We start from the raw sequence: 15515 nt of genomic DNA, 5'->3' as shown, positions 1-15515 counted from the left end.
CTTTGCTATTATTTTTAATAAATCTAAATAAATATGAATAAGTCTATTTTAATTATTCTATTAGCAACGATGTCAATACATCTACATGGTCAAAAAAAGAGAATCAAAAAAGATTCTATAAATAGTCTAAAAGAAATTTCTATATCTGGAACTGCAAATAAATTTGCCTCTAATAAAGTTTCCAGCAGTTTAAGATTGAAAACAGAAATTACAAAAATTCCTCAAAATATTCAAATCGTAACAAATGAGCTCCTAAAAAGTCAAAACATTACCACGATGATGGAAAATGTAACGCGTAATATAAGTGGTGCTCAAATGAATGAGCATTTTGGTAATTATGCAAATATCAACATGAGAGGTTTTAAACTCCCTTCATTTAGAAATGGTATGAACATAGACATTGGATATGGGCCATTAGCAACGGATCTTTCAATGGTTGAAAATATTGAATTTGTAAAAGGTCCTTCTGGATTTATGACTTCAGCAGGAGCCCCAAGTGGTATTTATAATGTGGTAACTAAAAAACCAACTAAAAAATCAATTAATGAAATAGGTTTTTCAGGTGGGAGTTTTAATTTTTACAGAGGAACTTTAGATTCTGGTGGTGCATTAACTGATGATGGCAAGTTACAATATCGTTTTAATGCTATGTATCAATTTTCAGAAACCAATAGACTATTTGAAAAAAATTCGAGATATAGTATCGTTCCATCTTTTAAATATGAATTTAATGATAATACATCAATAACAACTGAATTCACTTACCAAAAAGCAAAACAAATGTTGAGTGCTTCATACGTATTTGCTCCTGTAGAAAAAGGACTAGGAAGTTTAGATAGAGATATTTCTCATATAGACAAAAATTATCCTAGCTCTGATATAGAGGAAGTTAACCTATTTATAGATTTTAACCATAATTTTAATAATAAATGGTCTATCAACTCCCAATATATGATTATGCAATATAAACAACTGGGCTATACGAATTGGGTCTATCAAATACATCCTCTTGGATATACTCATAGAATGCTTAATAATTTTGACACAAAATCATTAAATGAACTAGCACAAATATATGTTAACGGGGAAATAAATTTTTTAGGCATGACGCATAAATTATTAACTGGTATTGACTATAAAAAACTTAGCAGTAAGTATGATTGGTCACATACAGCTACTTATGATATAATTCCTTTCAATCTTTTCGATCCTACTTATGACAAAGCTGTTTATCCTACATTTAACAGGGAATCGGGATTAACAAATATTGGTAGTGGAACTGAATATGCTTCTATCTATGCACAAGATGAAATATGGCTTTTAAATGATAGATTTAGAGTAACTCTTGCGGGACGTTATTTTAATGGAAAAACCAACGATGATTACAAAAATAAAGTTACTATAAAAAAAATAACACCAAGAGTAGGTGTGAGCTTTGATATTACCAAAAACTTTACCTTATACTCTCAGTATGACAACTCAATTATGCCTAATTATGGCACAGATAAAGAAGGTAAATCTTTTGATCCAGAATATGCTCGTAATATTGAAATAGGATTAAAAAAATCTTTTTTAAGAGACAAATTAAAAACAACATTATCTGTTTATCAAATCACAAAAAAGAATGTATTAGTAACTGATCCTAACGACATTATTAACAGATTACAAGTAGGTAAAGTACAATCAGAAGGAGTAGAATTTGATATACAAGGTCAATTATCCCCTGAATTAAATATTGTTTTAAACTATGCCTTTACAGAAGTAAAAACAATTGAAGACATAAATCCATTAAATATTGGTAAAAGAATTGAAGGTCATTCTAAACATACCACAAATGGTTGGATTAACTACAATTTTAAAGAAGACACTTTTTTAAAAGGTTTTGGAACTATGTTAGGATACCAATATTTAGTAGACCGTTCTACATCTAATTGGGGAGCCGATAACAAAACTATATTACCTGATTATTTACGATTAGACGCAGGTATTAATTGGAAATATAAAGGATTAAATCTAGCTCTAAATGTTAATAATCTATTAAACAAATACCTTTATTCTGGAGGAATAGCAGGAACCGTTGCTTATTGGCAAAGTGAACCTGGTAGAAACTGGAGAGCTATGCTAACCTATAAATTTTAAAAATTCAAAAGCATTAAGAAACTTTAATTTGAGAGTTTCTTAATGCTCTATTAAATAAAATGGAAATAAAAAGTATTAAACAAAAAACACGAAAAATACATCTTTGGCTTGGGTTAACCTCAGGTATTATTGTTTTCATAGTAGCAATTACAGGTGCTTTATATACTTTTAAAGAAGAAATTCAAGCTTGGAATCAAGAACACCCAAAAATTGAAATACAAAACAAACCCTTATTAATCCCTAGTGTATTACGAAGTATAGCATCAAAAAAAATTCCCAACAAAGAAATACATGCTATAAAATACAATGGAAATGATAACGCAGTTGAAATCATATTCTATAAAAATACTCCTAATTATCATATTATCCTATATTTAAATCCTTATAATGGTAAAATCATTAAAATAAGCGATCTAAATACAGGCTTTTTCCATTTTATATTTGAAGGTCACATGTATCTATGGCTACCTCACGCTATTGGACAAATTATAGTCGCAACAGGTACATTCTTATTCCTATTCCTAGTTATTACAGGTCTTATACTTTGGCTCCCTAAAAAAAGTAAAGAAATAAAAAAAAGAGTATGGTTTCAATGGAAAGAAGGAATAAAGTGGAAAAGAAAAAATTTTGATTTACACAATATAATAGGTTTATATACTTCCCTATTTGCTTTAATTTTCATTATTACAGGATTAGTTTGGGGATTTCCTTGGTTTGGATATTTATACTACAAAGCAGTAGGCGGAGAAAAATCAATGATTTATCAAGAACCCACATCTTCACGTAAAAGTATCAATACTAAGGATAATTCTTTTTCTATAGACAAAGCTTGGTTTATTATGAAATCAGAATATCCAAAATCTAAATCAATTGAAATTCATCCTCCAACAAATGACAGTACTTCTATAGCGTGCAATTCAAATCCAGAAAGTCATACTCTTTGGAAAACAGATTATCGCTATTTTGATCAATATACTCTAGAAGAAAAAAAAGTTGAACATTTATGGGGACAATTTAAAAATGCTGATAATTCAGATAAAATCCTACGTATGAATTATGATATACATACGGGTGCTATTGCTGGGTTAGCAGGAAAAACTTTCGCTTTTTTAATAAGTCTTCTAATCGCATCATTACCAATAACAGGTTTTTTAATTTGGTGGGGGCGCAAAAACAAATAGCTTATGTGTTGTAATTTTTCAATCATTAATCAAACCAATAATGGTATGCTTATTTTTTTAAAAGGCTGCCAGAAATATCAACTAACTTTTAATAATTTAAACTTTAGTATGTCTGCTGAAGAATTGGATGCTTTTTACAAGTATTTAAGAAGAATGAATCCTACCTATTGGGAAAAAGAATATGAACAATCAGTGTATGAAAAAAAGATTCCTATTCCTACTCTTCAGGATAATTTCATTATTATGATAAATAGAATAGAATTATTTGAACTTCTTGTTTTGACCAAACCAAATAAAACTGAATTTTTTAAATTAGTTGAAAACCAAATTTTATCTATCAACTGGAATTAACTTTTTTTAAACAAACTATAAACTTACTTAATGCTTGAAAACAACAGCCATACTAGATTCTCCAACTTTGTTCAGAAAGGCTTTGAGCTCCTTTATGCTCAAATTATTAATTAAGTCTAAAAATTATGAGCTAGATACTTTTTATCAATTAGAAAACTTAATTAATAAAGCGGTAATAGATTATCTTTTTTTTGATCCCACTAATTTTAACGAAGACTTACTGGATCAAATTCTTAATCTAAAAAAAGAAAAAAGAATAATAAAACTAATTATTATAACTTCTAATGAAACCTATCTCAAAAATCATTTAGCATTAAAATCAAACATTTTAAACTTTGTTGATTCTATTATTAGTAAAGATTGTTCTGAATCCCAAATCATAGAATTATTTCATTATATAGACAAAGATGAATATTTTTTCCCGTCAAAAAGTATTCACAAACAAATTGATTTTAATTTAACAAAACAAGAACGTTGTATTTTAAAAATGCTTACGGAAGGTAAGAGTAACGAAGAAATTTCCAATAACCTTTGTATCAGTATTCATACCTTTCGCACACACAGAAAAAATATTATGAAAAAAGTAGGTGTCAATACTACTACTGATCTAATTTTATACAGCCTAAAGAACGACATTGCTAATCATTAACATATAAATATTCCTTTATAAAGCCTTCTTGAGATAGGCAAGAAGGCTTTTTTTATAAATCATATAGTCTTTTCTTTAATCCAAATTACATGTTATACCATTTAAACTTAACATATACTGGATTAAAAAGTAAAATTCTCGATCTGTTTTTTTCATTTTAAAACAACTCAAACAAGCGGTTCAGTATATAATTGAAATCATCGTTAGTTCGAGCGCGAAGCGCATCGAGAACCAACACTAATTTTTATTGCTTTTGTAGGATAGTGTCTAAATTAACATTATGCGATTTCTTCCTTTAGTCAAAATAACAAGATTACGAACTTTTTGGGTAGTCTCAAGGCTAAAAAATAGTATTATTAAAAAATTTCAAAGTTTAAATGGTATTAATTCTTACTATGAAAATCAAAAAACAAATAAAATAGATATTTTTTAGTTTTAAACTCATTTTTTATACCATAAATACCCCTCTCATAATTTAAACTTAATCAAACCATCAGATCTAAATATACCTCATATTAGGTACTTAAATACTATTATAATATTAAAAAAAAGACAATATTTAAGGTATTGATTAATCCAATTTGTAAGTATTACTTTGTTTCATAATTTTTATTTAATCTAAATAAATCATGAGCGAATTAGTTTCAACTATCAAAACTAAACCTAAAAAGGGTTACAAAAAGCTGCTAAACAATAACATATATATCTTTTCTGACGAGAGAGAAAACTTGAATCTCTATAAGAAAAGTATGAAAAAAGCCATAAGACAAATCATTAAAAATAACGAAAAGAGAACCACTCCTTATACTGGTAAGAGCATTTCTTCTTTACAAAATTTAATTGATAAAATAGATTTATATGACAATGAAAATGGTTTGCCTCTAAAAAAGGTTTTAAACGAAATTCAAAAAATATATCTTGATGACTGCATACTATTTCATCACCCAAAATACGTTGCGCATCTAAACTGTCCAATTCTTACCCCTACTCTTGTAGCAGAAGCCTTTATATCTTCTTTAAATTCTTCTATGGATACCTGGGATCAAAGTACAGGAGGAACCTACATAGAATTAAAATTAATTGAATGGACTCTTCAATTATTAAATTATCCTAAAAATGGTGAAGGTATTTTTACAAGTGGTGGTACACAATCTAATTTAATGGGCCTTTTATTAGCAAGAGATCATTATATCAAAACAAGATACAATATAAACCCTGTAATGGAAGGTTTACCAGCAGAGGCATCAAAATTTAAAGTACTTTGTTCCGAAGTCAGCCATTTTAGTTTAAAAAAGAATCTTAGCTTATTAGGATTAGGACAAAATGCTATAGTACAAATTCCTGTTGATAAAAATTTTAAAATGAATATCAAGGAACTCAAAAATAAAATAGAGGAATTAAAAGCTAATGGTGATATCCCTATAGCCATCATAGGAACAGCAGGTACTACTGATTTCGGTTCTATAGATCCACTCGAAGAAATAGCTTCTATAGCAAAAGAAAACCATATCTGGTTTCATGTTGATGCTGCTTATGGTGGAGGTTTACTAATAAGTGATATACACAAAAACAAATTAAAAGGAATTGAACTTTCAGACTCTGTCACAATAGATTACCATAAGACTTTTTATCAACCTGTAAGTTCAAGTGGCTTTTTTATGCGTGACAAATCATTTGTTGATTATATTAAATACCATGCTGATTATCTAAACTCTAAGGAACAAGAAGATGAAGGTATTCCTAATATGGTTAAAAAATCTATTCAAACAACCAGACGATTTGATGCTCTTAAATTATGGTTTACTCTTCGTTGTATAGGCGTAAAAGGCTTGAGTTCTTATTTAGAAACTTCTATAGAAAATGCTCTTTATACAGCCAGCTTATTAAAAAACAGAAATGATTTTGAAATTATCCATCAACCTGAAATTAGCGCAATCGTTTTTAGATATACTCCTTTTCAAGATCAATATAATTCATATTGTAACCTCAACTCATACATAAGAAAAGCTCTTTTTAACGAAGGAAAAGCGATCATAACAAGTACAAAGGTAAACGAAAAAGTATTCTTAAAATTCACCCTTTTAAATCCTTTAACAACCACAAATGACATTGATGAAATAATTGATTTAATCATCCATCACGGTCAACAATATTCAATTAAAAATTAAAACTTTATGGAAAATAAAACATACGACTTCATTGCAATTGGCGTAGGTCCATTTAATCTTGGATTAGCTTGCTTAACAAACCCTATTAAAGAATTAAATGGTTTGTTTTTTGATAAGAATGAAACATTTGACTGGCATCCTGGTATGTTATTACAGGACACTACTTTACAAATTCCTTTTCTAGCTGATTTAGTTACACTAGCTGATCCTACCAGTCCTTTTAGTTTTTTAAACTATATTAAAGAAAAAGGAAAAATTTATTCTTTTTACATTCGTGAAAATTTCTTACTACTACGTAATGAATACAATCAATATTGCCAATGGGCTATAAACAAACTAGCTAATGTTCATTTTGGTAAAGAGGTTACAACAATAGATTACAATGAACAAGAAAAAATTTATTTAGTTACCGTACAAGATACAAAAAGTAAAAAAGTAAATATTTACGCTTGTCGTAAACTTGTTTTAGGTACAGGGACTACTCCTTATATTCCTAAATCATGTAATTCACTTAAAAACAGAGCCATTCATTCTTCAGAATACTTAACTAATAAAGAACAACTTCAATCCAAAAAATCAATAACTGTTTTAGGAAGTGGTCAGAGCGCAGCAGAAGTTTTTAATGACCTTTTACAGGAAATAGACATTCATGGCTATCAACTTAACTGGATTACACGTTCTCCTCGTTTTTTCCCGATGGATTACAGTAAATTAACTCTTGAAATGACCTCTCCTGAGTATGTTGACTATTTTTATAATTTACCAGAAGCCAAACGAGATCATTTAATTCATAATCAAAAAGAATTATACAAAGGAATCAACAAAGATTTAATAGGTAGTATTTTTGATACAATATATTACAAAAAAGTCCTTCATCCTATTGATGTAAATTTAAGAACAAATGCTGCTTGCATTAATTCAAAATATAATGAAATTACTCAAAAATTTGAATTAGAATTACATCACGTCGAACAAGACGAAAACTTCGAACATACTACTGAGGCCTTAGTACTAGCTACTGGATATTCAAGTACTATCCCTTCTTTTATTAATGATATTAACCACAGAATTAACTGGGATAACAAAGGTCGTTATGCAACGAATCGTAACTATACAATTGATATAGAAAGTTCTGAAATTTTTGTTCAAAATGCAGAGCTACACACACATGGTTTTGTAACTCCTGACTTAGGAATGGCTTGTTATAGAAACTCTTATATCATTAAAGAAATGGTAGGTAAAGAAATTTATCCAATTGAAAAACAAATTGCTTTCCAACAATTTGGCGTTACCGAAATGGAAAAACAAAAATCAAACCTAAAAGCATAATGGGATTGACAAACAATAGAATTGCTGCAATAGATTTTACTAGAGGTATAAGTGTTTTCTTTTTAATTATTGTGCATACAATGCTCATATACGGAACACTCGAAACTCAAACAGAAACAACGATAGGACAAATTATTATTTGGCTAGGACGTGGAGCTGCTATGTATCTTATTGCTATGGGAATATCATTTACATTTTCCAGAAGACAATCCTTTTATGCTATCACAAAAAGAGCTTTATATATATTATATATAGGCTATTCTTTAAATTTTGTGAAATTTATAATCCCCGAATTTATATTCGGTGGATTACCTTATCGTTTTTTAAATGCTTATCATTTAAAAACACAAACACTTGAAACAACGTTATTTTTCTTAGGTCTTGGAGATATATTACAATTAGCAGGAATAACCTTATTGTTAATAGCCTTTATTAATCAAATAACAAATAATAAATGGATATACTTCTTTTTAGGATTATTGATAATAATAGTATCCAAAGAATTAAGCGGATTAAAAATAAATATTTTAGGTCTTCAATATATATGCGACTTATTTTTTAGTAATCAATACAATGTTTATTTTCCTGTATTCCCTTGGAGTGCTTTTATTTTTATGGGGGTCTTTTTGGGTAAACAATTAAAAGAAATCAATAATGATACTCAAATCTTCTTTAGAAACTTAGCAATCCAGAGTTTGGGACTAATTGTACTAGGTCTTTCACTTGTCCTTACAAATTATAAATACCATTTTGGAGATTATTATCATCTAGGTCCTGGAGGAAGTATTATTTTACTAGGAATTATGATGCTCTCTTTTTGGATATCAAATCAATTAATTATTTTTTTAAATCCTAGCACACAATTTTTTAGTTACATAATCTATTTAAGTAAAAATACAACTAGTATCTATTTTATTCAATGGACTTTAATTAATTGGGGAATGTATGTTTTTGGATTTTGGAGCCTCAATCAATGGAATGTTTTAGCACTAATAATCTTATTTACAGCATTAACGCTTTGTGTCAATATTTTATACAGAAAATTAAAGTCACGAAGAATCATACAATTTGAAAACAATCAATAAGTACTTAAACAATGGAAAAAAATATAACCGATATAGCATCAGAAATTGTCTTTTCTACCTTAATAAAAGGATTAGGAACCATCGATTTTATACCTCTCAATATCCAAACTCATATTCCTATTATCCACGATTGGGTAAATAGAGAATATGCTCAATATTGGGGTATGATAGGTAAAAATAGTGAAGAAATTAAAAACGAATATGAAAAAATCATACAACATTCAGAGGTTTTTCTAGGACAAGTAAATGGCGAAATTTCCTTTCTTCTAGAAAAATACAATCCTAAAAATGACCCTATCTCTGATTACTATAAAGTAAAAGATCATGATTGTGGTATTCACGTAATTGTAGCTCCTACAAATCGTCCTATCCACAAATTTACTTGGAATATTTTCTCCTCTATAATGAAATTCATTTTCTCTGATCTTACTATTGAAAGAGTTGTAGTAGAACCCGATATTCGAAATGAAAAAATGTTTAAAATATGCCATCGAATTGGTTTCAAAGATGACAAAATCGTAGAATTACCTCATAAAACAGCGCGCCTTTCTTTTTGTACAAGAAGACAATTCATTAAGAAAATGGATTCTGAAAATTCTGTCACACTAAATATATCCCAATTATTTAGCCAAATTGAAAATCCTGAAACAGCTACGAATCATATAACAGAAAACTCTTGGGCACTCGCTAATAAATTATTGGTTAAAAAAGCAATTAGTGAATTTTCTCATGAAAGCATTTTTACTCCTACTTTTATTTCTAGAGAAAACGGAGAAGATATTTATCAAATTATCAGCGATAATAGTGAAATTTCATACTCCTTTAAAGCAAAAAAATTAGCTCTTAATCACTGGTTGATTAATGAAAGTTCTATTATTAAAAATCACAATCCCGAAGAAAAAATAGATGCTGTTTTATTTTTCAACGAGTATAAAAACACCATCGGAATTTCAGATGATTTATTCCCTTCTTATATAGAAGAAATAATCAGTACCTTACAAAGCAGCATCTTTAAATTAAATAAAGATAGTTTAAACGCTCACCAATTAGTACATGCTGATTTCCAAACCATTGAGCAATCTATGAACGAAGGGCATCCTGGTTTTGTTGCTAATAATGGAAGAATAGGCTTTAACAGCACTGATTATCAAGCCTATACCCCTGAAACAGGTAATCATTTTCAATTAGTATGGTTAGCAGGTAAAAAAGACCGAACAGTTTATGCTGGCACACAAGAACTAGATTATGAAACTCTAATTCGTCAAGAATTGGGAGACGAAACCATTGAAATATTCAATATCATGATCAAAGAACAAGGAAAAAATCCATCGGATTATTTCTTTATGCCAACACATCCTTGGCAATGGTTTAACAAACTCGCCATTATTTTTTCTCCTGAAATAGCTCAAGGAAATCTAATTTGTTTAGGTTACGGAACCGATTATCATCAAGCGCAACAATCTATCCGAACACTTTTCAACGTAAGTCATCCACAAAAATTATATACAAAAACTTCTTTATCTATTTTAAATATGGGATTCATGAGAGGACTTCCAGTTTATTATTTAGGTAGCGCGCCTGAAATGGCAAAATGGTTAGAAGATTTATTAAAAAATGACCGTTATTTACAACAAGTTCGATTTGGTATGCTTGGTGAAGTAGCATCTATTAGCTACATTAATCCTTATTTTGAGAGCTATGGGAAACATAATCCATACAATAAAATGATTGCCTCACTATGGCGTGAAAGTCCTGTAAAATACCTTCAAAAAGGAGAACAATTAATGACAATGGCTGCATTATTACATATAGATAAAGAAGGAAACTCTTTTTTAACCGAAATAATAAAAGCGTCAAAACTTACTACTGACAAATGGTTAAAATCTTATTTCTCAATTTATCTTACACCACTCCTTCATTGTTTTTATGAATATGATTTAGTGTTTATGCCACATGGAGAAAACTTAATTTTAGGATTAAAAGAACATGTTCCTGTACGTTCATTTATGAAAGACATTACAGAAGAAGCCGTTATTCTAAATCCAGAAATTAAACTTCCTATAAATCTAGAAAGAATGTATGCTGAAGTCCCTGAGGATGTAAAATTACTTTCAATATTTATAGACGTTTTTGATGGGTTCTTCCGCTTTATGTCTGGCATTTTAGTATCTCAAATACAGTACGACGAAAATCGTTTTTGGGAATTAGTAGCCGAAAGTATTCAAGAATACCAACAAACACAACCTCATTTAGAAGCAAAATTTGAAAAATATGATCTATTTACTACTGATTTTGAATTGTCTTGTTTAAACAGATTACAACTGAATAATAATAAGACTATGATAGATCTAGACGATCCTGTTGCCTTATTACAATTTCAAGGTAAAATTTCTAACCCTATTGCTCCGTACAAAAAAGTAATAGCTTAAATCAAGAAAGTATGAACAGTACACAGCAATCCAATCAAAATATAGAAAACCCGATCTGTTTTAGTAAAAAAATAGAGTCTATAGGTTTTTTTGAACTAAGAAAATTTAACCTAACCCAAGACCTACCTATAATTTATCAGTGGGTTCAAAAAGAATATGCTATTTATTGGGGTATGATGGGTTTAAACTACGATGAAGTGAAAACCATTTATCAAAAACTAGTAGAAAACACTCATATATACATTGGTTTATTTCAAGGGAAAGTAGCTTTTTTATTAGAATGTTATGATCCTCAAGAAGATATTATTAAGGAACATTATGAAGTAAAAAAAGGAGATATGGGTATGCATATTTTAGTAGCCCCTCCTGACAAAAAAATAAACGGTTTTACTTGGCACATTTTCAAGTTTATCTTAGACTTTATCTTTAGTGATTCATCAATTAATCGTGTAGTTGTAGAACCCGATGCAAAAAATGAAAAAATACACATTTTGAATGAAAAAGCAGGGTTTGTTTTTCAAAAATTCATTGATTTACCACATAAAAAAGCACGATTAGAATTTTGTGCAAGACAACAATACTACAATGCTCTCATAGATAAAAATTAGTATTGAACTTTTCTAAAAATGAGGCTGCCTGAAGAGTTATCTAACCTGTTTCTTAGCTTCGTATAAAGGTTTTCTTTTAGTCAACCTAAAATAAAAATAGAGTCTACTCTATAACAAACGAAGTAAAATTAGACTCTTACTTGAAGTAAGAGTTCCTAAACTAAATTTTTATCTTTAACTATCTAAGGCAGCCTCTTTATAAAATAACATTATGAATACAAAAACATCTACTGCTCCTACTCTTGCAGAAAATATAAAACACCTAAAATTAACCCATTGGGAAAAAGCAAATAGACTTCTTACCCGAAAAGCTATTTCAGAATTTTCGCATGAAACACTTATTCATCCCATTTATGATGAAAACATAAATAAATATCGACTAAACACGATAGATAATCAATACAATTATACATTTTCTGCTCATTTAAAAACACTCAACCATTGGCATATTCCTTATGAAAGCATTGTAAAAGAAGATATTAACGGCAATAATATTCCTTTATGTCTGATTAGTTTTATTCTTGAATTTAAAGACGTACTTGAAATTCCAACTGATTTACTGCCTACTTACTTAGAAGAAATTAATGCAACTCTTTATAGCACTGCTTATAAAATTTCAAATGAAAAAATCAGTGCTAATCAACTTCCTAATGCAGATTATCAAACTATAGAGCATTCTGTTACCGAGGGGCATCCTTGTTTTTTAGCAAATAGTGGTAAAAATGGTTTTAGCAGCATTGATTTTAATTTTTTTTCGCCTGAAGCTAATAACCCTATTCAATTATTATGGGTAGCAGGTCATAAAAGTAATGCTCAATTTTCTTGTATTGATTCTCTCAGTTATGACTTACTAATCAAAACAGAGTTAGATCCCGACACCCAAATTATATTTCAAAAAGTACTAGAAACTGAAAAAATAAATCCTAATGAATACTTCTGGTTCCCTGTACATCCATGGCAATGGGATAATAAACTGACCTTGATTTTTACTCATGATATTGCCCAAAAAAAATTAATCCCTTTAGGGTTTGCTCCTGATAAACACTCCGCTCAACAATCTATACGTACCTTCTATAATCTTTCTAATACAAACAAGCATTTTACAAAAACAGCTCTCTCTGTAATCAATATGGGATTTATGCGGGGTCTTTCTCCATATTATATGGAAAGTACCCCTATTATTACTACTTGGTTAGAAAACCTTGTACAAGCTGATGCTTTCTTACAATCAAAAAGATTTACTGTTTTAGGAGAAGTAGCCACTTTAGGATATCGTAATATTTTATGGGAAAGTCTTGGAAAAACCATTCCTCATAACAAAATGTTAGCAACACTTTGGAGAGAAAGCCCCGCTACAAAACTTCAAAAAGATGAAGATTGTTTTACCATGGCTGCATTACTTCATTTAGACTATGAAGGTCAACCTTTTATCAAACATCTCATTGAAGCATCTGGGATTAATGCTAAACTGTGGATAGATCATTATTTACAAGCTTATTTAATACCTTTAATTCATTGCTTTTATACCCATGAATTAGTATTTATGCCACATGGAGAAAATCTTATTCTAGTAGTAAAAGACCATATCGTTGAACGTGTTTTAATAAAAGACATCACAGAAGAAATTATGCTCTTTAACCACACAACTCCTTTGCCAGAAAAGGCTGAAAGAATACGAATGAATCTACCCGAAAAATTAAAGATATTAAGTATTCAAAATGATATTTTCCAACATTTCTTCCGTTTTCTATCTGCTATTTTAGATCAATATGGTATTTTAAGTGAGTCTGATTTTTGGGAAAGCGTAGGAAGCTCTATTGCCCAATATCAATTACAAAATCCTCAACTCAAAGATTTATTTATACAATACGATTTATTTAGTAAAACGTTTGATTCTTGTTGTCTAAATCGTTTACAGCTTAAAAACAACAAACAAATGCTGAATCTTGCTGATCCTGCTTCTAGTTTACAATTTGTAGGAACATTAGAAAATCCTATTCATCAATATAAACCCGTATGGTAAAAACTATTAAAGCAAAATTAAAATTTCTTCAACATCATGATGTTGTTGATTTTAATTCTATTGGACTTAAAGAAGGAATCTGGTTATTAGCTATCCCTATGATTTTAGAGTTAATCCTTGAATCAGTCTTTTCTTTGGTAGATTTGTACTTCGTAGGGCATTTGCCAGATAGTCATTTAGCCATTCAAATTATAGGTTTTACAGAATCTATCAACACCATAATATATTCAATAGCGGTAGGTTTTAGCGTAGCTGTTACTGCTCTAATTTCTATTTCTATTGGTGAAAAAAAAATAGAAAGAACAGGAAAAATTATCATTCAAGCATTAATCATCTCTTGCTTACTTTCTTTAATAATTAGTATACTAGGTTATTTTTATGCTACTGATATTTTTGCTTCTTTAAATGTTTCTCAAAAGGCTATTGTTTATGGTATAAGTTATCCTAAAATTATCTTCAGCAATAGTATTTTTATTCTATTATTGTTTTTAATTAATGGAATATTTCGAGGTATAGGTAATCCTTTACTCGCTATGAAAAGTCTTTGGATAGCAAATGGTTTTAATCTCATATTATGTCCTTTACTCATAAATGGCTGGGGAATTTTTCCTGCTATGGGGATTGAGGGAGCAGCTTGGGCAACAGTCAGTGGTAGAGCAATAGGCGTTTTTTATCAATTATATTCTATTTTCAAAATCCGAAAATCTATAGGTTTTCAAAAGAACGGTATACAGTTTCATTATCCTATCATAAAATCTATTACTTCTATTGCTATACCTGGTATATTACAATATGTATTAGCCTCTTTAAGTTGGATTTATTTAGCTCAATTAATTGCTAAAAGTGGTGGCGAATATGGATCAGCAGGATTTCAGATAGCTGTTAGAGTTATGATGTTTTTTATACTCCCTATTTGGGGTTTAAGTAATGCTGTTGCCACTCTTACAGGTCAATATTTAGGCGCACAACATAGTATAAGAGTAAAAGTATTAACTAAAATTGTACTTAAATACACTATTATACTTTGCTTAGGGATTACACTAATAAATATTTTTTTTGCAGAGGGTATTAGCTTATTTTTCACTAATGACATACAAACTATAGCACAAGCAAAGGAGTCTATGAAAATTATCAGTTTAGGTTATATCTCCTATGGAATTTCAATGATTTTAAATAATCTATTTAATGGAGCTGGTAATACTAAAATTCCTACATTAGTTAATTTTCTTGGTTTTTGGATTTTCCAGATACCACTTGCTTATTATCTAATTGATATACAAAAAAGTAATTATTTTTATGCTATTGGATTGATTCCTATTACCGAAACAATACTTTGTTTGCTTTATGGTGCCTTATGGAAAAATTTAGCCAATAGCATAACAACACAGGATTGATTTGTAAAAGAAACTTGCGTTATTATTTATTAAAGAGGCCATCTGAAAAGTTAACTAACCTCTCATTTCGATCAGAAGGAGAAATCACACAATACAAATTATGAAATTCCTCCTTTTGTCGGAATGAATAAACTAAATGTTATTTTTTGATTTTTGAAA

General features: G+C 29.3%; 11 protein-coding genes. All 11 read left to right on the top strand.

Annotated features, from left to right (window positions below; genetic code table 11):
• Positions 1 to 33 precede the first annotated feature (33 nt).
• The 11 genes from ACUXZJ_RS07015 to ACUXZJ_RS06965 all read left to right on the top strand — a co-directional run bounded on the left by ACUXZJ_RS07015 (position 34) and on the right by ACUXZJ_RS06965 (position 15356).
• The gene (locus ACUXZJ_RS07015; protein ID WP_063743731.1) at positions 34 to 2139 is read left to right on the top strand and encodes a TonB-dependent siderophore receptor; all 2106 of its coding nucleotides are present in this window, start codon (positions 34 to 36) and stop codon (positions 2137 to 2139) included.
• A gap of 59 nt (positions 2140 to 2198) precedes the next feature.
• The gene (locus ACUXZJ_RS07010; RefSeq protein WP_060383183.1) at positions 2199 to 3320 is read left to right on the top strand and encodes a PepSY-associated TM helix domain-containing protein; all 1122 of its coding nucleotides are present in this window, start codon (positions 2199 to 2201) and stop codon (positions 3318 to 3320) included.
• A gap of 3 nt (positions 3321 to 3323) precedes the next feature.
• A complete protein-coding gene (locus tag ACUXZJ_RS07005) occupies positions 3324 to 3671 on the top strand; it encodes a DUF6686 family protein (protein ID WP_060383184.1) in 348 nt (115 codons plus the stop codon).
• 94 nt (positions 3672 to 3765) lie between these two features.
• Positions 3766 to 4320 (top strand): helix-turn-helix transcriptional regulator, encoded by a 555-nt coding sequence (locus ACUXZJ_RS07000; RefSeq protein ID WP_060383185.1) that lies wholly within the window; start codon positions 3766 to 3768, stop codon positions 4318 to 4320.
• Between the two features lie 749 nt (positions 4321 to 5069).
• Positions 5070 to 6488, top strand: coding sequence for a pyridoxal phosphate-dependent decarboxylase family protein (locus ACUXZJ_RS06995; RefSeq protein WP_235588312.1), 1419 nt, complete (start codon positions 5070 to 5072; stop codon positions 6486 to 6488).
• Positions 6489 to 6494: 6 nt separating this feature from the next.
• Complete coding sequence (locus ACUXZJ_RS06990; protein ID WP_063743730.1) at positions 6495 to 7817, top strand: lysine N(6)-hydroxylase/L-ornithine N(5)-oxygenase family protein; 1323 nt, start codon at positions 6495 to 6497, stop codon at positions 7815 to 7817.
• The gene (locus tag ACUXZJ_RS06985) at positions 7817 to 8902 is read left to right on the top strand and encodes a heparan-alpha-glucosaminide N-acetyltransferase domain-containing protein (RefSeq protein WP_063743729.1); all 1086 of its coding nucleotides are present in this window, start codon (positions 7817 to 7819) and stop codon (positions 8900 to 8902) included. The genes ACUXZJ_RS06990 and ACUXZJ_RS06985 overlap by 1 nt, the downstream gene beginning before the upstream one ends.
• 11 nt (positions 8903 to 8913) lie before the next feature.
• On the top strand, positions 8914 to 11331 hold the full coding sequence (locus ACUXZJ_RS06980) for a GNAT family N-acetyltransferase (protein WP_060383189.1): 2418 nt from the start codon (positions 8914 to 8916) through the stop codon (positions 11329 to 11331).
• Between the two features lie 11 nt (positions 11332 to 11342).
• The gene (locus ACUXZJ_RS06975; RefSeq protein ID WP_446196131.1) at positions 11343 to 11939 is read left to right on the top strand and encodes a GNAT family N-acetyltransferase; all 597 of its coding nucleotides are present in this window, start codon (positions 11343 to 11345) and stop codon (positions 11937 to 11939) included.
• Positions 11940 to 12150: 211 nt separating this feature from the next.
• The gene (locus ACUXZJ_RS06970) at positions 12151 to 13962 is read left to right on the top strand and encodes an IucA/IucC family protein (RefSeq protein WP_060383190.1); all 1812 of its coding nucleotides are present in this window, start codon (positions 12151 to 12153) and stop codon (positions 13960 to 13962) included.
• Entirely contained in the window at positions 13956 to 15356 is a 1401-nt protein-coding gene (locus ACUXZJ_RS06965) for an MATE family efflux transporter (RefSeq protein WP_060383191.1), read from the top strand. Before ACUXZJ_RS06970 ends, ACUXZJ_RS06965 begins: the two co-directional genes overlap by 7 nt.
• Positions 15357 to 15515 lie beyond the last annotated feature (159 nt).

It is taken from the genome of Flavobacterium sp. TN-1 (genome assembly GCF_052828645.1).
Note: the sequence above shows the minus strand (reverse complement) of the source record. Positions and strands in the feature narration are given on the sequence as shown.